This is a genomic window from Acinetobacter genomosp. 33YU (assembly GCF_001990725.1).
In the GTDB taxonomy this organism is placed as follows: Bacteria; Pseudomonadota; Gammaproteobacteria; order Pseudomonadales; family Moraxellaceae; genus Acinetobacter; species Acinetobacter seifertii.
Genome location: NZ_LFZQ01000002.1, coordinates 206811 through 233312 on the forward strand (window position 1 = coordinate 206811; position 26502 = coordinate 233312).

21 protein-coding genes are annotated in these 26502 nt (G+C 39.8%); 14 read left to right on the forward strand and 7 right to left on the reverse strand.

The window, feature by feature from the left end; genetic code table 11:
- Positions 1-16: 16 nt before the first annotated feature.
- Positions 17-934: a metal-dependent hydrolase gene (locus AC056_RS02175; protein WP_223861106.1), complete on the reverse strand. Its 918-nt coding sequence runs from the start codon at positions 932-934 to the stop codon at positions 17-19.
- A 556-nt stretch (positions 935-1490) separates the two neighbouring features.
- Between AC056_RS02175 and AC056_RS02180 the strand changes: the two genes are divergently transcribed.
- Positions 1491-2213 carry a pirin family protein gene (locus AC056_RS02180; RefSeq protein WP_077162595.1) on the forward strand — a complete coding sequence of 241 codons (723 nt, stop codon included), beginning with the start codon at positions 1491-1493 and terminating at the stop codon, positions 2211-2213.
- 59 nt (positions 2214-2272) lie between these two features.
- Here the strand turns inward: AC056_RS02180 and AC056_RS02185 are convergent, their stop codons facing one another.
- Positions 2273-2896 (reverse strand): TetR/AcrR family transcriptional regulator, encoded by a 624-nt coding sequence (locus tag AC056_RS02185; RefSeq protein WP_004702811.1) that lies wholly within the window; start codon positions 2894-2896, stop codon positions 2273-2275.
- 524 nt (positions 2897-3420) lie between these two features.
- Here AC056_RS02185 and AC056_RS02190 point away from each other — a divergent pair.
- The 4 genes from AC056_RS02190 to AC056_RS02205 all read left to right on the forward strand — a co-directional run bounded on the left by AC056_RS02190 (position 3421) and on the right by AC056_RS02205 (position 7811).
- Positions 3421-4380 carry a metal-dependent hydrolase gene (locus AC056_RS02190; protein WP_077162596.1) on the forward strand — a complete coding sequence of 320 codons (960 nt, stop codon included), beginning with the start codon at positions 3421-3423 and terminating at the stop codon, positions 4378-4380.
- 62 nt (positions 4381-4442) lie between these two features.
- Positions 4443-5276, forward strand: a complete 834-nt coding sequence (locus AC056_RS02195) for an SDR family NAD(P)-dependent oxidoreductase (protein WP_077162597.1) — start codon at positions 4443-4445, stop codon at positions 5274-5276.
- A 22-nt stretch (positions 5277-5298) separates the two neighbouring features.
- Positions 5299-6822: a flavin-containing monooxygenase gene (locus AC056_RS02200; RefSeq protein WP_077162598.1), complete on the forward strand. Its 1524-nt coding sequence runs from the start codon at positions 5299-5301 to the stop codon at positions 6820-6822.
- 113 nt (positions 6823-6935) lie between these two features.
- A complete protein-coding gene (locus AC056_RS02205) occupies positions 6936-7811 on the forward strand; it encodes a class I SAM-dependent methyltransferase (RefSeq protein WP_077162599.1) in 876 nt (291 codons plus the stop codon).
- 8 nt (positions 7812-7819) lie between these two features.
- On the opposite strand, the gene AC056_RS02210 is transcribed toward AC056_RS02205, so the two are convergent.
- The gene (locus AC056_RS02210) at positions 7820-8833 is read right to left on the reverse strand and encodes an AraC family transcriptional regulator (RefSeq protein WP_077162600.1); all 1014 of its coding nucleotides are present in this window, start codon (positions 8831-8833) and stop codon (positions 7820-7822) included.
- 133 nt (positions 8834-8966) lie between these two features.
- Here AC056_RS02210 and AC056_RS02215 point away from each other — a divergent pair, with 133 nt between their 5' ends.
- The 4 genes from AC056_RS02215 to AC056_RS02230 all read left to right on the forward strand — a co-directional run bounded on the left by AC056_RS02215 (position 8967) and on the right by AC056_RS02230 (position 14017).
- Positions 8967-10454 carry a flavin-containing monooxygenase gene (locus AC056_RS02215; protein WP_077162601.1) on the forward strand — a complete coding sequence of 496 codons (1488 nt, stop codon included), beginning with the start codon at positions 8967-8969 and terminating at the stop codon, positions 10452-10454.
- A gap of 44 nt (positions 10455-10498) precedes the next feature.
- On the forward strand, positions 10499-11353 hold the full coding sequence (locus tag AC056_RS02220; protein WP_077162602.1) for an SDR family NAD(P)-dependent oxidoreductase: 855 nt from the start codon (positions 10499-10501) through the stop codon (positions 11351-11353).
- A 72-nt stretch (positions 11354-11425) separates the two neighbouring features.
- Positions 11426-12319 carry an alpha/beta hydrolase gene (locus AC056_RS02225; protein WP_077162603.1) on the forward strand — a complete coding sequence of 298 codons (894 nt, stop codon included), beginning with the start codon at positions 11426-11428 and terminating at the stop codon, positions 12317-12319.
- A gap of 27 nt (positions 12320-12346) precedes the next feature.
- Positions 12347-14017: a GMC family oxidoreductase gene (locus AC056_RS02230; protein ID WP_077162604.1), complete on the forward strand. Its 1671-nt coding sequence runs from the start codon at positions 12347-12349 to the stop codon at positions 14015-14017.
- A 65-nt stretch (positions 14018-14082) separates the two neighbouring features.
- On the opposite strand, the gene AC056_RS02235 is transcribed toward AC056_RS02230, so the two are convergent.
- From AC056_RS02235 to AC056_RS02245, 3 genes are all read right to left on the reverse strand, one after another.
- The gene (locus AC056_RS02235; protein ID WP_005299328.1) at positions 14083-16281 is read right to left on the reverse strand and encodes an OsmC domain/YcaO domain-containing protein; all 2199 of its coding nucleotides are present in this window, start codon (positions 16279-16281) and stop codon (positions 14083-14085) included.
- 251 nt (positions 16282-16532) lie between these two features.
- The gene (locus tag AC056_RS02240) at positions 16533-17813 is read right to left on the reverse strand and encodes an OprD family outer membrane porin (RefSeq protein ID WP_077162605.1); all 1281 of its coding nucleotides are present in this window, start codon (positions 17811-17813) and stop codon (positions 16533-16535) included.
- 31 nt (positions 17814-17844) lie between these two features.
- Complete coding sequence (locus tag AC056_RS02245; protein WP_077162606.1) at positions 17845-19191, reverse strand: MFS transporter; 1347 nt, start codon at positions 19189-19191, stop codon at positions 17845-17847.
- 371 nt (positions 19192-19562) lie between these two features.
- Here AC056_RS02245 and AC056_RS02250 point away from each other — a divergent pair, with 371 nt between their 5' ends.
- The 5 genes from AC056_RS02250 to AC056_RS02270 all read left to right on the forward strand — a co-directional run bounded on the left by AC056_RS02250 (position 19563) and on the right by AC056_RS02270 (position 25694).
- On the forward strand, positions 19563-21248 hold the full coding sequence (locus tag AC056_RS02250; RefSeq protein WP_077162607.1) for an arylsulfatase: 1686 nt from the start codon (positions 19563-19565) through the stop codon (positions 21246-21248).
- A 25-nt stretch (positions 21249-21273) separates the two neighbouring features.
- Positions 21274-22227 (forward strand): formylglycine-generating enzyme family protein, encoded by a 954-nt coding sequence (locus AC056_RS02255; RefSeq protein WP_077162684.1) that lies wholly within the window; start codon positions 21274-21276, stop codon positions 22225-22227.
- 12 nt (positions 22228-22239) lie between these two features.
- The gene (locus AC056_RS02260) at positions 22240-23427 is read left to right on the forward strand and encodes an OprD family outer membrane porin (protein ID WP_077162608.1); all 1188 of its coding nucleotides are present in this window, start codon (positions 22240-22242) and stop codon (positions 23425-23427) included.
- A 233-nt stretch (positions 23428-23660) separates the two neighbouring features.
- Positions 23661-24737: an aromatic ring-hydroxylating oxygenase subunit alpha gene (locus AC056_RS02265; RefSeq protein ID WP_077162609.1), complete on the forward strand. Its 1077-nt coding sequence runs from the start codon at positions 23661-23663 to the stop codon at positions 24735-24737.
- A 12-nt stretch (positions 24738-24749) separates the two neighbouring features.
- Positions 24750-25694 (forward strand): PDR/VanB family oxidoreductase, encoded by a 945-nt coding sequence (locus tag AC056_RS02270; protein WP_077162610.1) that lies wholly within the window; start codon positions 24750-24752, stop codon positions 25692-25694.
- Positions 25695-25737: 43 nt separating this feature from the next.
- On the opposite strand, the gene AC056_RS02275 is transcribed toward AC056_RS02270, so the two are convergent.
- Entirely contained in the window at positions 25738-26430 is a 693-nt protein-coding gene (locus AC056_RS02275; RefSeq protein WP_077162611.1) for a GntR family transcriptional regulator, read from the reverse strand.
- Positions 26431-26502 lie beyond the last annotated feature (72 nt).

Genomic DNA, 26502 nt, shown 5'->3' on the forward strand with positions numbered 1-26502 from the left:
GCGGTGACCAACAGCCTTATGAAACTGCACGAACTGGTGGAGTAAATTCCTTCACAAAGTAAGGTGCAATTGCACCGCCCTCGTTAAGTAATTTCTTTTTGTAGTACTCAAGGTATTGAGTTGTGTCATGATCATTTGGATGAAAGCTTGGACGTAAATAATCCAGAATCTGGCCAACGGTGCTACCGAATACGCCATCTTTTGGACTAAAAATTAAGTTGACGCCACGGCGTGCATCTTTCCAGAATTTTCTGGTCAGCATTTCTTGTGGCTTACGCAGTACAGGCACAAATAATGTTGCGGTTGGAATAAGCCCTAAAATGGTAATGAAAGCCATTAAAAAACCGGTTGCACGCAATGGATAGTTACCGTTCAAAACCTGATAAACATCATAAGCAATATCTTTGTGCTCAGACTCTTCAAGCATATGCCACATCCATAACGCACGGCTTTTCGCATCGTCGGTATAATAAAAGTTCTTTTCATGCTTCATCATGTATTCAGCGAGAACTGCCGTAAAGTGCTCAATGCCTGCCATAAGTGAAAGCTTTAATGGCTGTGGGAATTTTAAAAACACATATTTAAAGAAGTTTTCACCTAAGAATCGATATAAATCGACCGGATATTCCAGCTCTTTAATTGCATCATTGAATTCATTATGCAATTTTGAATGGATGGCCTCTTGACCAATAAGAGAGGTAACACGCTGTTTTAAAATTGGATCTTGAATAAATTCGCGGTGATGACGGGCAGTTTCAATCACCAAATCTTCACCATAGGTCAAAAAAACCGAAAGCGTTGCAAAGAACAAAGTTGCAAACTGATTGTTGACGTAAAACTCGATATCAATTTCTTTGCCATCAAATCCGATATTTAGATGGCGGATTGGGATAGATCCTTTATTTGAAAAGTCTATCTTTTGATACTGAGCCATAACTGATTTAGGAGAAATAATATTTCGGATAGCTTGAGCGACCATTTTTTGACACCCTATAAAATTTGTTAAATACAAGGCATCGTCGAATCAAACAGATAAAGTTGTCTTTAAATTATTTCTTGCAATCTTTAACTGCTCTAGAACAAAAATTTGCTCGAATACATCTGCCTTGCCATGTTTTATGAACTTAAGCGAGGTTAAATTCACCAAATCAGGTTAAATAGTGCGCTTGATGCATTACTCGAACAAGGACAAAAAAAGCCAACCCACTTTGAAACTTTTTGCCAATTTAAATATTTTTTGATTATTTCAAACAACTTATATAAGCTAATATTATTCATAATAATTTAAATAAAGGACACTTGTCCTAAAATGACAAAAAGATGGCTTAAAAAGATAATAAATGAAATATTATGCCTATTTTCCAAATAAATCATTTTAATACTTCAGCGTTCCAAAAATCACACCAAGCTTTCTGTTTTTAGAGTTTCATTGCATAAATGAAAACGATAAACTGCATTCAGAGAAAAAAATTGAATGAGGATAATAAATCATGTTTGATATGCGTTTATCTCATGAGCGTGGTGCAGCACATCATGGCTGGTTACAGTCAAAACACACGTTTTCATTTGCAAATTATTGGGACCCGAAACAAGTAGGTTTTTCAGATTTGCTTGTGATTAATGACGATACTGTTGCTCCATCGAAAGGTTTTGGTACTCACCCTCACCGCAACATGGAAATTATTTCTTATGTGCTTGAAGGTGCGTTAGAACATAAAGATTCAATGGGTACAGGTTCGGTGATTGTGCCTGGTGATATTCAATTAATGAGCGCAGGACGTGGTGTTGCTCATAGTGAATTTAACCACTCTGCACAAGAAAACGTGCACTTCTTGCAAATTTGGGTTGTTCCAAACGAAGTGAACACCACACCGGGTTATCAACAATTGCATATTTCTGAGGAAGACAAGCGCGGTAAATTGCACTTGATGATTTCACCAAAAGGTGGCGAAAAAACTTTGTCGATCAAACAAGACATTAATATTTATTCTGGTCTTTTTGACGGAGAAGAAAAAGCAGAATTTGCAATTCCTGAAGGTCGTTATGTTTACCTACATGTGGCAAAAGGCCGTATTGATGTAAACGGTAAAACCTTTAACACGGGTGATGCTGCGCGAATTCGTGATGGAGGCAAGTTATCATTTACTAATGGTGATAATGCTGAAATTCTGATTTTTGATATGCGTCCAGAAGAAGTTCCAACCATGCCATAATCATCAAAACACCTGCATAGATATATGCGGGTGTTTTTTTATATATTGAAAATTAAAAACTATGAATGTTCTTCCGAGCGTGCCATTTCAGTATTGATATAACTCATGATCATAGTGGTTAACCCTTGCACCATTTCATCAAAACTAATAAATGGGTTAGGTAAAATAAGATGTCTTGCTACGTTAAAAATACCGCTATTTATACAAATGTAAGTAATGACAGGTAAGTTATTAATTTTTAAATATTTTGGATTATGCATCATATATTTCATGATGACTTCCATTAAAGCCTGTTCAATTTTTGGAATATATTTGTCGTATTGCAACTCACCTGCATAACGTAAAACGGTTAAGTAACGGTCATTATTCTTCTTTAATAAATCACTAAATGTATAAAAGATCATTTCGATAACAGGCTCTAACTCCAACTCTAGAATTGTAGGAGTTAACTCTTTAATCATATCGAGAATTTCACTCACAAAGTAGTGATTCATCGCATCATAAATTTCTTCTTTATTTTTAAAATACTCATAAAGTGACCCAACACTCACACCTGCAATTTCTGCAATATGACGTGTAGTGGTACCACTTGGTCCATGCAATGCTACGGCAATAAAACCTGCTTCAATAATAGTATCAACAGTGACTTTGGCTCGTGCCTGACGGGGTTTTCGCGTAGACATATTTTCTTATAAATAATCCGAACATAAGCTCAGGTTAGCATGTAATTTAGCCCTACCCTAATAAAAAAACAAAATCCGAATACTTGTCAAACTTCATGACACAATTTCTTTAGAGGTATGGCAAAACATAGTTATGAGTTCTTTTATTATTAGGAAATTACTTTTAAAAGAAATTAAAATATTCAAATAAAAATCAATGTATTAATAAAATTTTAAACTAATTTTTTATTTTATTTATACATTAGATTTGAGCTTAAATAAATTGAAAAGTTACCCGAATTGAATCCGAACATAAACTCAGATTAACATGAAAAAATCTAAAAAGAGGTTGATTCATTTTATCAAGTTCGCCTCTTTTTCCGTTATTCAGTCAAATAATCAAACAAATAACGGAGCAACATCACCGTACTCAGTAAGCAGAAAACTGCTTTTTGAAAATGGAATTTACAGTGCCCTGTTGGAAATCAAAGCTTTTTGGTTTTCGACAACATCGCACTATCACTGATTGATCTGAAGGTGTCGCCATGATCTCGACCACAGTTAAAAAATCACTAAACAAAATTAAATTTTACCGTGAAATCGAGTTACCAGATTTTGCCAGTAAAAAATCTATCCCAATCCGTCATTTAAACATTGGTTTTGATGGAAAGGAAATTGATGTCAGATTCTATATGGACAACCAATTTGCGACGATTTTTTTTGCTACGCTTTCAGTATTTCTAACCTATGGTGAAGATTTGGTGATTGAAACTGCTCGTCACCACCGCGAATTTATTCAAGACCCCGTGTTAAAACAGCGTGTTACCTCTCTCATTGGTCAAGAAGCCATCCATTCAAAATTGCACAATGAATATAACGATGCACTTAAAGATGTTGAGTACCCTGTCGATTTATATCGTTTCTTGGGCGAGAACTTCTTCAAATATGTGTTTTTAAAATTTCCGCAACCACTGAAATTATCGATGATGGCTGGTATTGAGCATTTTACGGCTGTACTTGCTGAATACATGATGAAGCACGAGAAGAACTTTTACTATTCGGACGATACGAAAAGTCGTGCGTTATGGATGTGGCATATGCTTGAAGAATCTGAGCATAAAGATATTGCCTATGATGTTTATCAATTACTCAATGGTAGCTACCCATTACGAGCTTCTGGCTTCTTCTTAGCTTTGTTCACTATTTTAGGTTTAATCCCAGCAACTACCTTGTTTATTCCGGTTTTAAGAAAACCACAGGAAATGTTAACTAGAAAATTCTGGAAAGACGCTCGCCGTGGTGTAGGACTTATTTTTGGTCCAAAAGATGGCGTATTCGGTAGCACCATTGGTCAAATTCTTGACTACTTACGCCCTGATTTCCACCCAAATGATCATGATACGACTGAATATCTAGAATATTACAAAAACAAATTACTAAGCGAAGGCGGCGCAATTGCTCCTTACTTTGTGAAGGAATTTACCCCTCCTGTACGCATGTCTTAATTGGCTTGTAACCAGTCACTACTCAATGGCTGGTTTTCCTTAAATCTATTTCGGGATGAATCATGATTTTATTTGGCAAAAAGAGAGTTAAACCAAGCCAAAAAGCTTATGCCGTCGTGACGGGTGCAGGTAGCGGAATTGGTCGGAGTTTTGCAATTGAACTGGCAAAACGTGGTGGCAGCGTAGTGTGTGCAGATACTAATTTAGAAGCCGCAGAAGAAACCGTAAAGCTTCTTGAACAAGAAGGTGCAAAAGCTTTTGCTATGCGTTGTGATGTGGGTAATGCAGAACAAGTAAATCATTTAGCTGAAACTGCTGAAATTTTACTTGGGCACCCTGTAACTCTTGTCATTAATAATGCAGGAGTGGGTTTGGGTGGTAAGTTTGACGAACTCAGTCTAGAAGACTGGAACTGGGTCATGAATATTAACCTTTGGGGTGTTATTCATGGTTGTCATGCTTTTGTACCAAAGTTCAAAAAGTTAGGTTACGGCGCGATTATTAATGTGGCTTCGGCGGCTTCTTATACTGCTGCTCCAGAAATGACTGCGTATAACGTAACTAAAGCGGGGGTACGTGCGCTATCTGAAACACTTTCGGCCGAACTGCGTAAGTTTAATATTAAAGTCAATGTACTCTGCCCGACTTTGGTTCCCACCAATATCATTAAAAATGGTCGAATTCCCGGACGCTATTCAAAGCTGGCAGACCATGCACTTATGAACTATGCACTCACCACAAGTGATGACGTCGCCAAACTCACTCTTAACCGTCTTGATCAGGATGAGCTTTATACCATTCCTCAAATCGATGCGAAGTTATTCTGGCTCATGAAACGTGCATCTCCAAGCTTGTATACCAAGTTCCTTGGTACGTCTTACAAATTATTTAAATAAGAAATTTATAGGTAGTACACATATGACTGCTCAAATGAAAACAAATGCATCAGCAAAAAAAGCTGTCAATTCCCCTCAGCATATTTTCGATACTTTTATTGTGGGCGCTGGCATTTCAGGTATTGCAACAGCGATTCGTCTCGACCAAGTTGGCTATACCAACTACAAAATTATTGAAAAAGCAGGACGTGTAGGTGGTACTTGGCGTGAAAATACCTACCCAGGTTGTGGCTGTGATGTACCTTCAGCTCTGTATTCTTACTCGTTTGCCCCAAGTGCAAAATGGAGCCATTTATTTGCACGCCAACCAGAAATCTTAAGTTACTTGGAAGACGTAAGTAACGAATTTAATGTTACATCTAAAATCGAGTTTAACAACGAGTTGCTTAACGCAGCGTGGGATGACTCACGTCATGTATGGGTACTTGATACCACTACTGGTCAATATTTATCTAAAACCGTTATTTTTGCCACAGGTCCAATTACCGAAGCTCAAATTCCACGTCTTGAAGGCTTAGAAACATTTACAGGTGAAATGTTCCATTCAGCGAAATGGAATCATGATTATGACTTAACTGGTAAACGCATTGCCGTGATTGGTACGGGTGCATCTGCCATCCAATTTGTGCCACAAATTCAACCTAAAGCAAAAGAGCTGTTTGTGTTCCAACGTACAGCTCCTTGGGTGCTGCCAAAACCAGATACCGACTTGGGCGAGTTGAGTAAATCCGTCATTGCTAAATATCCGTCTATTCAAGCGAGCTGGCGTAAAAGTGTAGCGCTAACGTTGAATGCAATTAACTTTGGTTTACGTAATCCACTTGCTCTAAAACCAGTAAATGTACTCGGCAAGCAATTACTTAAACTTCAAATTGCAGACCCTGAGTTACGCAAAAACGTAACGCCTAATTTTGATATTGGCTGTAAACGTATTTTGTTTGCTAACAATTACTACCCTGCACTACAAGCACCAAACACGACTCTGATTCCTCATGGTTTAGTAAAAGTTGAAGGCAATACTGTTATTGCTGCAAATGGTGAACGCCACGAAGTTGATGTGATTATTTGGGGTACAGGTTTTGAAGTATCGCACCCACCTATCGGTAAACGTGTGTTTAATGAAAAAGGACAACGTTTAAATGATTTATGGAAAAACACTTCACCAGAAGCTTACTTAGGAACCAACATTGAAAATGTGCCGAATGCATTTTTAATTTTAGGTCCTAACGTACTGGTTTATGACTCGTTTATTGGTTTGGCAGAAGCACAACTCGACTATATCGTAGATGGCTTATTGAAAATTAAAAATAAAGGAATTAGCAAGTTAAACGTTAAGTCCGATGTAATTAAAAAGCACAACGACTTGGTGCAAAAGCACTTACAAACAACGGTATTTAATAGCGGTGGATGTAAGAGTTATTACCTTGATGCCAACGGTCGTAACTTTGCCGCATGGCCTTGGTCATTGAAAAAACTTAAACAACGTTTGAAAAAAGTAGATTTGAAAGATTATGAAGTCACATATCAAACGTCAAAAACTCACTAATTTGTAATTTCGATCAAATCCGTTGTAAGAAAGAGGCAGTGTATTTTTGATTTTCATGAAATACACTGCCTTCTTCGTTGAATATCTTCAAGAAATAAAAAAACAGGATAAAGATGAAAGAAGGTCAATCAAGTCGTACCGCCGAGGCTGCTGCTGCATTACGCGCAAATCACTTTAAAAATACAAAGAACCCTGTATTTTCAGACCCTTATGCTTTTGAGCTGACCAGTAAAGGCTGGAAAAAACTGCTCTCTAACCCACTGATTGTTAAAGTCATGAATTCTTCGGTTTTAAACCGCACTTTAGGTTTACTTACTGGGCAAGTGGTCGGACGCTCTCGTTATGCCGAAGACTTACTGGATCAGGCTGTTCAACACAATATTGAGCAATATGTATTAGTGGGTGCTGGTCTAGACTCTTTTGTACTACGTGAGTCACAGCATTATCCAACGTTAAAAATTTTTGAAGTCGATCATCCAGATACTCAAGCGACTAAACAAGCCAAGCTCAAAAAGCTAGGCAAACTCTCCTCCACGATTGAATTTGTTGCCATTAATTTTGAAAAAGAATCTATTTCAGAAGCTCTGACTAGAAGTGTCTATAATTCATCTGCTCCTGCATTTTTTTCATGGTTAGGCACAACTCATTATTTAAACCCCGAAACAACCCTGCAAACTTTAAAAAGTATTGCCGAATTTGCTACAAACGGTAGTGAACTAGTACTCGATTATTCAACTGATTTTCAGGAATTAAAGGGTATTGAGCGACTTGGAAGTATGGGCGTTGCACAGTTTACCCATTTACTGAAAGAACCTTTATTAGGCCAATTTAAACCCTCAGATTTGCATCAGGCCGTTGAAAAAATGGGTTTTGAAGTCGTAGAAGACCTATCTGGTGAAGCTATTACTGAACGTTATTTTTATAATCGCGCAGACAATATACGCCATACATCGGCAACACGCTTACTGCATCTACGTTTGAAGAAATAAAGATATTTTTATTGGTTGTTTAACCGCATGGCATGAGGTGTTTTCCCATGCCATCTTTTATAAGCATGAATAAAACTGGCAGGTTCTGCATAGCCTAGCCACTCGGCAATCTGTTCAACCGAAGCTTTGGGTAATGCCAAATACTGCTCTGCTAGAACTTGCCTTACTTCTTCACGAATTTGAATAAAAGTCATTTCCTCTAATGCCAAGTGACGGCGTAGAGTGCGCACGTTTAAATGCAATCGGTCAGCGACTATTTCCATAGAAGGCATTTCCCCTCGCACATTCATAAGTTGCTGTTGCACCAAGGTTGTAAATTTATTTTGTGATTGGCGTTTCTCCAATATTTGGCGGCACTGTTCTTCAGCTGTATATAGCACCAAATCATTTGCCATAAGTAGCTTTTGATCTACTTTTTGTGGATCAAGAATTACAAAGCTTTTCGCAGCACCAAATTCTGGCATCACACCAAATAAGTCTTGATAAGGCTGAACATCACCTTTGGGTTGAAAAGAAAAAGCCAAATACTGGCAAAAGTTATCCTGCACCAAATCTCGTTGTACCGTAATGAGCGCAGCGGCATCTCGTTCAATAATGAATTGACGCACTGAAGATGGAATATCTTGCTCATCAATTTCGATACGGATTCCTTGTGGTTTATCCGACACATCAAAGCGGGTAAACGCAAAAGTTAAAGTAAAATAGGTTAAAGCCAAATCTAGTGCTTCACGAATGCTAGCACTACTCATCAGAGCCATACCTAATGGCCCAAATGTGGTGAAATGATAGCGTGTTCCCACTTCTAAGCCTAATGTCGGTCTGTCTCCTAGTTGCTCGACCAAGTTTTGAATGAGCTGTAATTCCTGATGGCCTGTCACCACCATATTCGGGTCGAGTAATTGTTGTTGACTAAGCCCAGTCCCTTTTAAAATCGTCTGATAAGAAATGCCTGATTCCACCGCAAAATCAGCCATTAACCGAACACTATGTACACTGCGTTCAAAAGCCCATGTATACTTCACTGTATTGCTCAGAATGTCCTCGAATCACAATATTTTGTCCTCATCCATCCTCTAAATCAAGTTAATAAACGTCTATTCTGCATACAGGAAATTGCGATTTTTCGCTCACTGTTTTTAAGGATTTAGAGCAGCCATGTTTAATTCGTCTACTAATTCAAATAAAAATGTACGCATCGCCATTATTGGCACTGGCTTTGGTGGCCTAGGACTTGCCATTCGTCTCAAACAAGCAGGTTTTGAACAATTTACTCTCTTTGAAAAAGCTGCCGATGTCGGCGGTGTCTGGCGTGACAATACGTATCCGGGCGCTGCATGTGATGTGCCTTCTCATCTGTATTCTTTTTCTTTTGAGCAAGAACTTGGCTGGAAAAATCGCTACGGAACCTCTCAAGAGATTTATCAATATTTACGCCACTGTGCGGAAAAATATGACATTCGTCCACATGTTCAATTTAATACTGAAATAGCCAGTGCCGAATTTGATGCCCTACAAGGTGTATGGCACATTCAAAGCATGACTGGCGAACAGTTTGAAGCTGAATTCTTAGTGGGCGCGGTAGGCCAACTTAACCGCCCTGCTTATCCAAAACTTAAAGGGATTGAAAACTTTAAAGGTAAGGTATTTCACTCAGCGCGTTGGGATCATGAGTATGACTTAACTGGCAAACGTGTTGCTGTGATTGGTACAGGTGCAAGCGCAATTCAGTTCGTACCTGAAATTGCCAAACAGGTAGCACATCTAGACGTTTATCAACGCTCGGCACCGTATGTTATTCCTAAACCAGATCGGGTTTACCAACCTTTAGAGAAAAAAGCTTTCCGCAAACTTCCGATTTTGCAAAGTCTAGACCGCGCCTTACAATATGGTCATCATGAAATCCGCCTACTTGCTTTTACAACTTCACTCAATGAAATGCCTTTGGTGGAATATTTATTCCAGCGCCACATTCGTAAAGTCGTTAAAGATGGAAAGTTGCGCCATCGCTTAATGCCGGATTATCCAATTGGTTGTAAACGTATTTTAATCTCTAACCATTGGTATGAAACGCTGACTCAGCCTCATGTCGATGTCATTAATACTGGCATTCAAGAAATTACTGAAAACGGCATTTTAGATACGGAAGGAAATCTACGTGAAGTCGACACCATTATTTATGGTACGGGCTTTGCCGCAACCGAATTTATGGCGCCAATGCAGATTACAGGTCTTGATGGCCGCACCTTAAAAGACACATGGAAAAATGGTGCAGAAGCTTATCTCGGTTTAACTGTAAGCGGCTTTCCAAACTTCTTTATGCTTTATGGTCCAAATACCAATCTTGGGCACAACTCAATTGTGTATATGATTGAAAGCCAAGTGAATTATATTTTAGATGCACTCCAGACAACTCTAAAAAACAAACTTCTGTTCACCAATGTTCGTGCAGAAGTTCAACATGAGTTTAATCAAAGCATTCAAGAAAAAATGAAAAAAACTGTCTGGGCACAAGGTTGTACCAGTTGGTATCAAACTGCTGATGGCAAAAATACCAATAACTGGCCAGGTTTTACCCTTGAATATCGACAGCGGACTCGCCGCTTCGATGTTGAAAACTACACTCAGGTGTCGGCTATTTCTTAAACAAGCTTCACCATAGGAAATGAGAAAAATAAACGGAGAATTTTATGAAGTCTTTTAAAAATAAAGTCGCAGCTGTGACAGGTGCTGGTTCTGGTATTGGACAAGCACTTGCTATAGCACTCGCAAAACAAGGTTGCCATCTGGCACTTTCTGATATTAGTGAAGCTGGGTTAGCCAAAACAGTCGAGCTGTTAGCACCCTATTCTGTCAGCGTCACCACTCAAAAAGTTGATGTGGCTAAACGTGATGAGGTTGCCACTTGGGCAAAAGCTGTTGTAGATAAGCATGGTCAAGTTAATCTGATTTTTAACAATGCTGGTGTCGCAATAGGTAGTACGGCTGAAGGGGTGAGCTACGAAGATCTTGAATGGCTGATTGGTATTAATTTTTGGGGCGTGGTTTATGGCACCAAAGAATTTTTACCTTATTTAAAGCAAAGTGGTGACGGACATATTATTAATATTTCTAGTATGTTTGGTTTAACAGCTCAACCGACCCAAAGTGCTTATAACGCCAGTAAATTTGCCGTACGTGGCTTTACCGAGTCTCTACGTCAAGAACTCGATATGCAAAATGCTGGAGTGAGTGCGACTTGTGTGCATCCGGGTGGTATTCGTACCAATATTGCCAAAGCTGCCCGCATGAATAATAGCGTCCAGTCTTTAGGAATGGACCCTCTAAAAAGTCAGGATGCTTTCGATAAATTACTTCGCACCCCTGCTGATGATGCCGCTCAACAAATTTTAGAAGCTGTTCGTAAGGACCGCCGCCGCTTACTGATTGGAGCCGATGCGAAAGCCGTTGATGTGATTCAACGTATTCTTCCACAGGGTTACCAAAAGATTTTTGCAACTGCGACTGCCTTGCAAACTCACCTACTCAACAAATCAGCAAAATAAAAACAGTGGTCAGCATACTCTTCATTTTAAGAGATGCTGACTGACATTAAATGCTTAGTATGAGTCCTTATTATGAAGCAGTTTCTTGCATGGACTATTCGTACCACGCTACGTCCAGCTTTATCCCCTAAAACACCACTAAAGCTACAACGTTTTTGTAGTGATGCAGCAAGTGCAATTGTGCTTGGGCCACGTGGCTATAAAACAAAAAAGCAAACCATCGCTCAAGTACCGACAGTTCATATTCAGCCCAAAACGACTCAATCAGAACGCGGCATTTTGTATTTACATGGCGGTGGCTATGTGGTGGGTAGCTCAAAAAGTCACACTAAGCTTGCTGCTCAAATTGGTCATGCAGCTCAAGCACAAGTCTGGTTACCTGAATATCGACTAGCTCCAGAGCACACAAACCCTGCTGCTATTGAAGATATAGTTGTAGTCTATAAAGCTTTACTTGCTCAAGGACAAGACCCGAAAAAACTCGTGATCGCTGGGGATTCTGCTGGCGGCGGACTGAGTTTAAGTACTGCAATTGCGATACGGGATGCGGGATTGCCATTACCAGCATCGTTAGTTTTACTCTCGCCTTGGGTTGACTTAAGTCTTTCAGGAAACACGATGAAAACTCATGCAGCTCAAGATGCGATGTTGTCAGAAGACTGGTTAGCGTGGTGTGCAAAAAACTATTGCGGACAAAAATCGACAACCGATCCAACCTGTTCCCCACTCTATGCCGACTTAACTGGATTACCGCCTGTTTTAATTCATGTCGGTACCGAAGAAGTCTTATTAGACGATGCAAAACGGCTCGCTAAACAAACCGAAAAGTATGGTATTCCGACGAATTTGAAGGTTTATGACCGAGTCGGACATGTTTTTCAATTTCACGCGGGTATACTAAAAGAATCTAATGACTCGATTGAGCGCATTGGGCAATTCATTGATAAACATACACAGTCAATATAAAAATATCGCCAGAGAGGAGCCCTCGGCATGACAACAAACAATTATGACTATGATTACCTCATTATTGGTTCAGGCTTTGGTGGTAGTGTTTCTGCCTGCCGTCTAACCGAAAAGGGCTACTCAGTTGCTGTAATGGAAATGGGGCGACGCTGGGAAGCTAAAGATTTTGCTAAAAATAACTGGAATACCCGTCGTTGGATTTGGCGCCCGGGCATGAAACTTTTCGGTTATTTCAATATGCGTTTTTTTCGCCATGTCACCATTATTTGCGGTAATGCTGTAGGCGGTGGCTCAATTACCTATGCCAACACCCTACTTGTTCCACCTGAACATATTTGGGATGAAGGCACGTGGGCAGATGCAGCGGACTGGAAAAAAGAAATGCCACAGCATTATGCTGAAGCAGAACGTATGCTTGGGGTGACGGATAATAAAATTTTCGGCCCTGCCGATCATATGCTAAAAAAAATGGGCGATGCAGTTGGGGTTGGACACACATTTAAACCCACTCGTGTTGCAACATTTTTTCCACCCGAAGGTGAACAAGGTGGCAAGACCTACCCTGACCCTTATTTTAATGGTGAAGGTCCAGACCGCGGAACCTGTACAGCATGTGGCGGCTGTATGACGGGTTGTAAACACAACGCAAAAAATACATTAGATAAAAACTATTTGTACTTTGCCGAAAAAAATGGCGCCAAGGTTTACGAAGAAACCAAAGTCGTTGATGTTAAACCACTCAATGGTAAAGCCGATGGCAGTGATGGCTATGAAGTTACGACTGAATGTTCAAGCTCATGGTTTAATAAACAACGCCGTACATGGCGTGTTCGTAATGTGATTTTTTCGGCATCGTCTTTAGGTACGCAAGAAATGCTGTTCCGTTTAAAACAGTCTGGTTCTCTGCCAAATGTTTCTGATGATTTGGGCAATCGGGTTCGTACTAATGCCGAGTCGATTTTAGGCGTTCGCTTTTTTGGTAAAGATGTCGACATGAGTAAAGGGGTTGCCATTGGTTCAAGTATTTACCTTGACCACGACACTCACATTGAAGCGACTCGTTACCAAACTGGCTCAGATGCTATGGGCCTCATGTGTACTTACATGGCTAAAGGCAAACCGGGTTGGACGCGTATTTTCTTTTGGTTATGGGCCTTAATCTGCCATCCATTTATTTTCCTTCGCATGAGTAACCCTGTCAGTTTTGCACGCCAGACTTTAATTTTCTTGGTGATGCAAACAGCAGATGCCTCTATTAATATGCGCTTGAAACGTAATTGGTTCTGGCCTTTTGGTAAGGTGTTATCGAGCGAAGGTAAAAAACTACCTGTATATATTCCACAGGCCAATGCTTTTACTGAAAAAGTCGCAAAAATGTTTAATGGTCACCCAATGACGACTATTACCGAAATTTTGTTTAACGTACCTTTTACAGCCCACTGTATGGGAGGTTGTGCAATTGCTTCAAGTCAAGAACGTGGCGTGGTAGATGGACAAAACCGTGTCTTTAACTATAAAAACTTATACGTTGTGGATGGTTCAATGTTAGGTGCCAATTTGGGTGTTAACCCAAGTCTTACCATTACAGCTCTTGCGGAACGTGCAATGTCTTATATTCCCGCTAAACATACTTTGGATGAACAGCAAGATCATAGAGTAGAGGCAGAAACCATAGAGATTACCAAAGCTTCTGCCTAAAATAGAAATTTGTTTTATAAAAAAAGCCTATTAAAAAAATAGGCTTTTTTCTCTCGCTTTTTAAATTACATCGCTACGGCTTTAGCACGGGCTGCATGCAATTTTTTATAGCTCTCGATCAGACGTAAATGGCGATCAAGTCCTTCTAGTTTCATGCTTGTTGGTGTTAAACCATAGAAACGAACGCTACCATCGACAGAACCTAATACTGCGTCCATTCGTGTATCACCAAACATACGACGGAAGTTAGTCAGATAGTCTTCAAGCTCTAGTTCTTCATCTAACATTACTTCCAGCACCACATTCATGCACTGATAGAACAAGCCACGCTCAACGGTGTTGGTGTTATATTGCAAGTAAGTTTCGACGAGCTCTTTTGCTTCTTCAAATTGTTGTAAAACAACATAAATTAGCAATTTCAATTCTAAGATGGTGAGCTGTCCCCAAACTGTATTGTCATCAAACTCAATACCAATCAGCGTGGTGATTTCAGTGTAATCGTCTAACTCGCATTCCTCTAAGCGCTCAACCAATGCCTCAAGCTGCTCATCATCCAAACGATGCAGATTTAGAATATCTTCACGGAATGAAAGTGCTTTATTGGTATTGTCCCAAATCAAATCTTCAACAAGATAAATTTCTGAGTAATCCGGTACTAAAATACGGCAAGCAGTCGCACCTAAGTGCTCATAGACTGCCATATATACTTCTTTGCCCATCTCTTCGAGAATGCCGAATAATGTTGCAGCTTCTTCTGCATTCGACTCTTCGCCTTCGCCAGAAAAATCCCATTCAACAAAGTCATAGTCAGATTTAGAGCTAAAGAAGCGCCAAGATACCAAACCGCTTGAGTCAATAAAGTGCTCAACAAAGTTGTTCGGCTCAGTGACCGCATTACTTTGGAAAGTCGGTTGTGGTAAATCATTTAAGCCTTCAAAACTACGACCTTGAAGTAATTCTGTCAGACTACGTTCCAACGCGACTTCAAAACTTGGATGTGCACCGAAAGATGCAAACACCCCACCCGTACGTGGGTTCATTAAAGTCACACACATTACAGGGAACTGGCCACCTAACGATGCATCTTTAACTAATACAGGGAAACCTTGCTCTTCTAAGCCTTTAATACCAGCTACAATACTTGGGTATTTCGCTAATACGTCCTCAGGAACGTCTGGAAGTGCAATTTCACCTTCTAAAATTTCACGTTTAACAGCACGTTCAAAAATTTCTGACAAGCATTGAACTTGGGCTTCTGCCAAAGTGTTGCCCGCACTCATACCATTACTTAAGTACAAGTTTTCAATTAAATTTGATGGGAAATATACAACTTCATCGTCAGACTGGCGTACAAAAGGTAACGAGCAAATGCCGCGCTCTACGTTGCCTGAGTTGGTGTCATATAAATGTGTACCAAGTAACTCATCATCTGGGTTGTAAATCTCAAGACAGTATTCATCTAGGATTTCTTTAGGTAATTCACCATTTGGACCCGGTTTAAACCATTTTTCATCTGGATAATGTACAAATTCAGCATTGGCAATTTCTTCACCCCAGAACTGGTCGTTATAGAAGAAGTTACAGTTTAAACGCTCAATAAACTCGCCTAATGCAGACGCTAAAGCACTTTCTTTAGTTGCACCTTTACCATTGGTGAAACACATTGGAGACTGTGCATCACGAATATGTAACGACCATACATTTGGCACGATATTACGCCAAGACGCGATTTCAATCTTCATGCCCAAATTTGCCAAAATGGCAGACATATTGGCAATAGTTTCTTCTAATGGCAGGTCTTTACCTTGAATATAGGTATGGCTTTCTGAAGTTAAGCTTGGCAATAACAATGCTTGTGCATCTGCATCGATGCTTTCAACTTCTTCAATAATAAATTCAGGACCCGTTTGAATCACTTTTTTAACAGTACAACGGTCAATCGAACGTAAAATCCCTTGGCGATCTTTCTCTGAAATATCGGCTGGTAATTCAATTTGAATTTTAAAGGTTTGCTTATAGCGGTTTTCAGGATCAACAATATTATTTTGCGATAAACGAATATTATCGGTTGGGATATCTCGAGCGGCACAATACACTTTTACAAAGTACGCTGCGCACAATGCTGATGATGCTAAAAAATAGTCAAATGGGCCCGGTGCCGAACCGTCACCCTTATAGCGAATTGGTTGATCGGCAATTACCGTAAAGTCATCGAACTTAGCTTCCTGTCGAAGATTGTCGAGATAATTAACCTTGATTTCCATGCTGGCACCTAAATATTTTTATGTGTCAGCACAGACACATAAAATTCTAAATATTGAAAAATAAGCCGAATCACAGCGAAGAAATTGACTTAAAAAAATGAGAGATTAAAGCCATGTGTTTAATGAACGACTCAATTGGCTTTAATAAGATTGGCGGTATTATAGAGGGATTTTGTGCAGTTGATAACTAAAGTTAAAACATTGCTGCTCACAATGTTTTAACTGTTCTTTAATTTAATAAATATTGAGCATTAAAATTTAAAGGTGTAATCGACATTTAAACGTGTTTCATTTGCCGAATGAAAGGTCATATTGGTAGGCATATCGTTACGGTAGTGAGAAAAACGAGCCCGCATGCCTAGGCCTTTTAATTTACCTTCAGGGATTTTATAGCCCAAATCAAACTCCATCGACTCTTCTTTAAAACGTTGGTCGCCATATTGCAATAAATCAATGTCTTCACCTTTTGCGTAGCGAGTCATAAAACGCAGTCCGTTTAATGAAACATCGCCTAATCGGGCATTTTTAAAGTCATATTCATAACGAATCGAATAGACTTTTTCGTCTTTATTTGAATAGTCCGAACTCATAAAATCAAGCACAACCGGACTTTCAGTTCCCGACAAAAACGGTAAACCAGTCGAGCCAAATGACTGCATGTAGCCCAAAGAGACGGTATGATTTTGATAGTTCAAACCAAATAGGCCGCTAATATGTCGGTTATCGACTTCTCCTATTTTTTTGCTTCCCGTTTCTTCACTATTAAAAAAACGTACATCGCTTAAAAAATTAAGCTGATTATTTAAAGGCTGCTTTCCGTTAAAGCCTAAAAACTGTTGCTGGTAAATATCTTTGAGTTCAGTATGATAAGCACGTAAACGGTAATCCTTTAACTGATAGCTTCCACCTAAGGTATAAAAAGAATCTGTAGTTGCCGCTTTGTCAAAACGATGGTTGATATTGTCTGTTCCAACATCGGTATAACGGATTGAGTCACGTTGACGCACTTCGTCGACATAAAAGCCTTCGAGTTGAAGATTTGGAATTTCATTTGAAACAAATCGAATACCTCGATAAGTCTGAGGGAACAAACGCGCTGGCGATGAAAATATGGTTGGTAATTGTGGAACTAAATCCCCTACAAAAAGCTCATTTTTTCTAAATTTAGCCTTCCCTGTAATGCCGATTTTTCCATAATAATCGTCACGTGAGTTATCAGTATTCACTGGTAATAAGCCACTACGCGCATAGTCATCAGCCCGATTTCCCATCAGGTTAAAACCTGCCATTGCCAGTACATCTACACCAAACCCAACCGTACCTTCAGTATAACCAGACTGTCGTTTAAAAATTAAGCCCTGCGCCCAATCTCTGGCTGCTGTATAGGGATATGGATCTTTTTTATAGTCTCGGTCAAAGTAAAAATTACGTAGTGTCAGCTCAGCTTTACTGTCTGCAATAAACTCGGCATGCACGACTTGACTAAATAATGGGCACAAGCATACCCCCACCCATAATGGTGTCTTTTTCATTTTTTATCTCAACTATTTAATTTTTAATGGATTAAGGTGCTGTTTTAAGCGAGTAGTTTTGCTCTTTCTTACTTCGGTAAAAAGCACTGCCCAAACTTAAAATCAGGAAAATAGCCAAAATAAAGACCACACCGTAATAGGCATACAGTGTTGCGGGTGCTATACCTTTATCCAGAAAAATGCCTGCAACCGTTGGCGATAAAATTGCCCCAATTCGTCCAAAACCAATTGCATATCCCACGCCACGACTACGGACTTCAGCATCATAAATTGTTGGAGAAATCGAATATAAACCTGCTACACAGCCATTAATAAGTGTACCAAGTAATAACCCCACCATGAGTGCAATACTGACTTGAGATGAGACTGCGACAAATAGAAAAACACATGCCGAGGTTAGCCCTAAAAATAGACTTAAGGCATAGAAAATTTTCATGCGTGATGCTAATAAACCAATAATGGCTGCCCCGAAAATCCCGCCAATACTAATTAAAATGCCAGTACTTACACCTTGGTGTGGCGACATCCCCATTGAAATAAGAATTTTTGGTGTCCAGCTCATCACAAAGTAAAAGCCAAACATCACTAAAAAGAATGCAAACCACAAACAAAGTGTTTGAAATCCAAGTTGTCCAGCAAATAGTTTGCCTAGTTCACTACCATTTTGCGTACTGAGTTTTTCATAATGCGGCATAACTGGTAATTCGTTTAGCCCCATACGATTTACAGTTGCATTAATTCGTTCTAATGCCTGTTTTGGTCGTTTCGCGAGTAAGTAATCTAAAGATTCTGGTAATAACCATGCGCTGATTAGCAGCATTGCAATGGTAGTAATGCCACCTGCTAAAAAGATTGAACGCCAACCCAAATGCTCAATCAATGCCAATGATAGTACTCCACCAAGTGTCGCACCAATTCCATAACCGGTAGACATTAAGCTCACAGCAAGACTGCGCCAACGTGCATTGGCATATTCACTTGCCAGTACATTACTACTCGCAAGGATGCCACCCACCCCAGTTCCGGTAATAAACCGAAGTGCTGCCAACATGCCGTGGCTTTGTACAAAAGCACAGCCCAACATGCTCAGACCTGCAATGACAAGACAAACTAAGATGAGTAAACGGCGACCGATTTTATCGGCTAAAGGCGCTAGAAAAATGGAACCAGCAGCCATCCCAAAAAGGCCTGCACTTAACAACAAGCCTATTTGTGCGCCTGAAAGTGACCATTCTGCTGACACGGATGGAGCAGTAAATGCCATTACCATCACGTCAAAGCCATCAATAATATTGAGACAAATACAGATCAAAATGACGAACCATTGGTAACGGCTCATGTTGTTTTGATTGATCTCACTTAGAACATCTCTTTCCATTTGTGTATCTCCCTTGGATAAGACATACACACGACATTGCTGATATAAGCGATTGGGTGGTTATGCACATCCGTATCCATAATGACCTAGAGGAATATTTATTTTTTGAGCATCCTGCTCTTTTTCTATACTGAATATTTGGATCCAAAAAATCAACTAAAATTATAAATCGATTATTAAAAAGTATATAAACACATAAATTATATAAGTATAAAATTATTAAAAACATAAAATTAGAATGCTTGAATATTTTTATGGATCCATATTAAAAAATCTATTATGATCGATTCCAGAGCATTTTTTAGCCAAAAAAGCTCAGTTTATTTCTAGGAAATGCAAGATGCATTTAGAAACTTCAAAGGATTGTCGTTATGAAACTCAAAAGAGTAAGTCAGCTTACATTGGGACTTTTTTTTGCCAGCCAGTTGTTTTACACAGCGCAAGCAGCACCTCCAAAAAATCAACAACCACCCAATATCATGATTATTTTGGCCGATGATCTTGGGTTTTCAGATATTGGTGCTTATGGCGGCGAAATTAAAACCCCTCATATTGATAGCCTATTAAAGCAAGGAAAAATGCTTTTTAATTTTCATGCTTCATCAATGTGTTCACCTACCCGTGCACAGCTTATGACAGGTGCAGATAACCACTTGGTGGGTTTAGGAGCGATGTATGAAACGTCAAAACGACAAGAAAAATTGGTTGGAGCCGATAGCCCGCGTGCACTCCTCAAAATTGATGGCTATTCAGGGCACTTAACTCAAAATGCTTACACACTCGCAGAGATTTTAAAGACAAAAGATTATTACACCTTCATGGTCGGTAAATGGCACTTAGGCTATGCTCCCGAACAAAACCCTAAAGCCCGTGGTTTTGATCAATCTTTTGCTCTGCTCGATGGCTTCGATTTACACTTTAAAGACCAGCCTAAAAACTATCCGCGTAATACCCAATACACAGAAAATGGTCAAAAAGTCACACTGCCTGATAACTACTATTCGACCGATTTTTTTACACAAAAAGCGTTTGAGTATTTAGACAAAAATAAAGCGCAAAAACCATTTTTTGCCTACCTAGCCTATACCGCTCCACACTGGCCACTACAAGCACCTACTCATTATAGAGACTTATATAAAGGTAAATACGATCAAGGCTACGATGCTATTCGAAAACAACGCTTTGAGAGACAAAAGCAACTAGGATTAATTCCTGCAAATGCAGAATACCCAGTCGAGCGTGGTAACCAAGCTTTAGGCACTAAAAGCTGGAATGAACTGACATCACAAGAGCGCAAATACGAAGCGCGCAAAATGGAAGTTTATGCGGGCATGGTTACCCAGTTAGACGACCGTGTGGGTGATGTCATTCAATATCTTAAAAAGCATCATTTATATGACAACACTTTGATTGTGTTTATGTCAGATAACGGCGCTGAAGGTGGTGATCATAATTTCCCAATGGGTGATGCCGACAATCGCTATGAAAATATAGGCAATGCCAGCTCATATGTTTACATGGGGCCACGCTGGGCCGAAGTGAGCAGCACACCATTTACCCATTGGAAGTCAGCTGCTTCAGAAGGCGGAGTACGAGTTCCATTTATCGTTAAATCACCTGTTCAGATTTCTAAACAACATGGAATCAACAATAACTTTGCAACAGTCAGAGATATATTCCCCACTGTGATGGAGCTAGCAGGTATTCAAAATAATCAGGTTTATCCAACTTCAAGCACCAAAATCAAACCATCTGGTTTTAGTCTGATCCCTGCGTTTAAAGATAATACTGCCCGTATTCGTCCTGTTAATTATTATGACTTTAAAGAATTACATGGCAGCCGCTACGCTAAAACTGACGAATGGAAACTTATTGAAAACTCACCTTCTAAATTTAAGAGCCATGGTTGGGAACTCTACAATTTAAAAACAGATTTTAATGAACAACATAATGTTTACGCAGAACATCCTGAAATCGTTAAAGTCTTAAATGACAAATATTTAAGATATGCTGATGAAAATGGTGTTGTGGATTTTGAGCAATACAACAAAAAGTAGAGAAAATCAGATGAAACAAATCATAATGCTTTCATCTTTCCTCTTACTTTGTGCATGCCAAAAAACCACGTCTCAACTACAACAGACCACCTTGCCCGACTTAGGCAGCAAAGCTAAATGTAATTCTTATTCGGGCCTTCCTTCGGGTTGGCCTAAAAATAAAGAAGCAGGCATGGTCAAGCTTCCGCAAGGAAAAATTGTTTTAGGCACCACACAAGGTTATGAAGATGAACGCCCATTAAACTTACAGGCAACCTCAGTTCCCGCTTTTTTAATTGATACGACTGAAGTCACCAATGCTCAATTTCAAGAGTTTGTTAAACAAACGGGTTATGTCAGCGATGCAGAGAAGCAAGGCGGCGCAGCTATGTTTGTACAACCAGATCATCCAGTTGAAGAATTACAGTGGTGGAAGTTTGAAAAAGGGGCCAATTGGAAACATCCATGGGGCTTAAACAACCCTGAACACCCCGCGCCTCATGAGCCTGTTCGCATGGTGACATGGAATGATGCCTATGCTTATGCGAACTGGCTAGGTCATGACTTACCGACTGAGCTTGAGTGGGAATATGCAGCCAAAGGTTTTCAGCAAAATTCCGATATTGGCCCTACCCATGAAGGCCATATTGTAGCCAATTTCTGGCAAGGCGAATTTCCTTATAAAAACATTCAGGAAGATGGTTTTAAGGATGTTGCCCCTGTTGGTTGTTTTAGTAAAAACCCATTTGGCTTATACGACTTGATTGGCAATGTATGGGAATGGACGCAAACACCCTACACAGGACCAAGAGATCATCATATGGGAGATCCATCGAAATATCGGCAAAGTCACGAACAGATTTTGCAATACACGATTAAAGGTGGATCTTATTTATGCGCTACCAACTATTGCGCGCGTTATCGTGCTGCCGCGAGGCATCCACAGGAACTCGACCTTGCAACTAGCCATGTCGGATTTAGAACAGTAAAACGCTTTTAAACGGATTTAAAAATGAAGCATATTTTTATTTATGGGATTTTCTTCTCAGGGACAACCCTTGCCTGCTGTTTAGCTCATAGTGAAGTAGATGTTAATTTTCAAAATATGCTGACACTAAAAACATTCAACTTCGACAGACAATATGAAAATAGTACTAGTCCCGATACTCATAGCTTGAGCCAAGGTCTGATTTATCGTGGTGACTGGTCAACCAAGCTTAATGATATTCAGCTACACCTCAATCCAAGCATCCAATATGCATATCGCCTAAGTCACGACCAACACACCAATGATATGGTCATACCCTTTGACCCTAACACCAAGAAACAAGCACAAGACCAAGTTAAATATGGCTTAGGAGCTGGAGTTGAATATCAAAACTTTCGCATGAATGTAGGTGAAATCACTCCCGATTCACCACTTACGCCACAAGTGGATACACATCAATTACGGGTGAACTATAAAGGCTTGGAATTAAAATATAAGACACCGCAACAAAATTTCGAGCTAGGTTTGATTAACCGTTATTCACCCAAAAATGAGGAGGACTACTACAAACTTGCCATCTCAAAACATGAATCTGATGGGCTTTACTTTTTCCAATGGGATGGGAAAATGCCTCAATATAATTGGAAATTTTATAATGGTTACTTAACAGATCTCATCAATCAAAGTTACTTTGCTTTTGATTATCAATGGACAAAACAGCACACCACAAAATTACGTGTGTTTCGCCACGACGATATCGGCAAATCAAAGCTTGGTGAATATGACAATACATCTGTAGGGGCCATGCATTTCATCAAACATGGCAACTTTACAACTGGAATTGGCTACCAAGAAAACTTTGGCAAAGATGGTATTCCAAAACTCGATAATATGCCCATCCCCCATATGGTGAACTGGACCTTAGGCGCGTTTACCAAAGCAGACGAAAAGTCGTATCATTTCGTTGCCTCGTATGACTTTAAAGACTATATCAAGGGTCTAAAAGTGACCTATAAATATATTTATGGCGATTCATTTCAAACTATGAATCAAAATGATTTTGAGCAAGAAAGTGATGTGTTGATTCAGTACGACCTAAATGCTTGGATTAAAAATCTTAAGTTTCTTTTCTTAAATATTAACTACGACACCAAACATGGCAAAAGTCTGGATGAACAGCGCATGATGCTTCATTACACGGTTAATTTCTAAATCTTTACACTCCCATAATGGCTTAACCATGGCCATTATGGATCCAAATCAAGATGAATAAAAATTTAGCCTCTAAAATTCAAAGTAAATACAAAAGTCTTTAATAGCAATTAAAAATATACAAAAAACCAAATTCAAAGATCAATATTTTTTAAAAAATATACTGCTTATCAATTGACCAATATTTTTATTTATTATAAATTGGATCCAATAAGTGATAAGGAGTCGTCACAATGTTTATTAAAAATGCTTGGTATGTTGCCTGCCGTCCAGAAGAAATCCAAGACAAACCATTAGGTCGCACTATTTGTGGTGAAAAAATTGTTTTTTATCGCGGTAAAGAAAACCAAGTCGCAGCCGTTGAAGATTTTTGCCCCCATCGCGGCGCCCCACTTTCACTTGGTTATGTCGAAGATGGCAACCTTGTGTGTGGATATCATGGCTTAGTTATGGGCTGTGACGGAAAAACTGTTTCAATGCCAGCTCAACGTGTAAACGGTTTCCCTTGCAACAAAGCATATGCAGTTGTTGAAAAGTTCGGCTTTATTTGGGTATGGCCAGGTGAAAAAGCTTTAGCAGATGAAGCAAAACTGCCAACTTTAGAATGGGCAGATCATCCTGAATGGAGCTATGGTGGAGGCCTGTTTCACATTCAGTGCGACTATCGTTTGATGGTCGATAACCTGATGGATTTAACCCACGAGACCTATGTTCACTCAAGCAGCATCGGACAAAAAGAAATTGATGAATCATTACCAGTCACTAAAGTTGATGGTGATCATGTCATTACCGAACGCTACATGGAAAATGTGATTGCACCTCCATTTTGGCAAATGGCCCTTCGCGGCAATCATTTGGCTGATGATGTACCTGTTGACCGCTGGCAACGTTGCCACTTCTTTGCACCAAGTAATGTTCACATTGAAGTGGGTGTCGCACATGCTGGACATGGCGGTTATTACGCACCGAAAGACAAAAAAGTTTCCTCAATCGTAGTTGATTTTATTACGCCAGAGACTGAAACTTCACATTGGTATTTCTGGGGAATGGCACGTAACTTCCAACCTGACAATGCTGAACTCACCGATCAAATTCGTGAAGGCCAAGGCAAAATCTTTACTGAAGATTTAGAAATGCTTGAGCAACAACAACAAAATATTTTAAACAACCCACATCGCAAGTTACTCATGCTCAACATCGACGCAGGCGGTGTCCAGTCTCGTAAGGTGATTGAGCGACTGCTTGCCGAAGAAAATAAAACACCTCCTGAAACATCCGCACAGAAGTTTCCAAACATTCGGATTATTTAAAGGAGTATGAACATGGACGTTATTATTCAGAAAATTCACCAGCTTACCCCGACCATTCGTGCTTTTGAATTGGTTGCGGCAAATGGTACAGCGCTGCCAAGTTTTGAAGCAGGCGCTCATATTGATGTGCACCTGAAAAACGGTCTCACCCGCCAATATTCACTTTCAAACTGCTGCACTGAAAAGCATCGTTATGTGATTGGCGTTTTACATGATGCCAATTCACGCGGTGGCTCACGTTGCATTCACACCGAATATTGTGAAGGCGACCATTTAAAGATTGGTGAACCACGCAATTTATTTGAGATTCATCCTCAAACCAAACAGGCAGTTTTATTTGCTGGTGGTATTGGTATTACCCCTATTTTGTCGATGGCGTATCGTCTTAAGTCGGCCAATATACCTTTCGAACTGCACTACTTTGTTCGTAGTCATGAAATGATTGCTTTCTATGGCAACTTAACCGAGCACTTTGGTGACCAAGTTCATTTTCATATTCAAGACCAACCCGACACCGAATGTAATATGGCAGAGGTTTTAGGCCAAGCTTCACCAGATAGACACTTATATGTATGCGGTCCGACAGGGTTTATGCAGTTTGTCATGAGCTCGGCCGAACAAGCAGGTTGGCATAGCGAACAGTTACATCAAGAGCATTTTGTCGCTCAAAAAGTAGATACGTCTAACGATGAAGCTTTTACTATTGAAGTTAAAGGTACGGGCCGTCGAATTGAAGTACTACCAGAGCAAACTGCTACTGAGGCATTAATTGCAAATGGTTTTGATATTCCTGTTTCGTGTGAACAAGGTATTTGTGGCACATGTATTACTCGCGTTATAGAAGGCACACCTGATCATCGAGATATGTTCATGACCGATGAGGAACATGCTTTGAACGACCAATTTACGCCCTGCTGTTCTCGTGCAAAAACTAAAAATCTTGTGATTGAGCTTTAATTTTTGAGTTCCTTTATTCAAATATAAAGGAACTTATTTCAGCTTAAGCGCTGAGAACATTTCTTAGCGTTTCACCTAAAATTACCACGCTACTGTGCTCACGCATTAAGGTTTCAGCACGCCCTGCCTGACGATGTACCAACGCATCAAAAATCGAACAATGCTGCAAATGTGCATAGTGCAAACGGCGATATTCCGACAAAGCTTGGTTCTGGTCATAGGTAATGGCTTGAGCAGAAGCCATCGGCAATTGGTTGTTTTTTGCTAAGGCTTGTATGAGTGCGACGTTTTGCGCACCCTCAATAATGGTGTCATGAAAAATGACGTTAAAATGGTGATAACGTTCTAATTCAGCATCGCCAAACTCGTCTTTATCATTAAATAGTTTTTCAGTTTCTTGAATGCAATGTTGCAGCGTCTTTTTCTGCTCTTCACTTAAGCCTTGTTCTGCCAAAGTTTTCGCAGCCAACCCTTCAAGCACACCGCGCACTTCAAGCGCATCATGAACAAGTTGTTCTGAAATTTCACGAACAGTATAACCACGAGTTGGGTTTTTAATGAGGAGACCTTCTTGTTCGAGCAACCGAAAGGCAATACGAACAGGCTGCCTTGAAACACCAAGTAACTCAGCAGTAGGAATCTCGGCAATTCTGGCACCGCCTTCAAGTTCCCCTGAAATAATCATTTTTCTTAGTTTTAGTAAAACTTGTTGTCCTGAAGACATTCGCTGCCACACATCACCAAAAACGTCTCTTCGATGCTAGCAAGTTCATTTGCAAAATGAAATAAATTTTCTGTGTGAATCAGT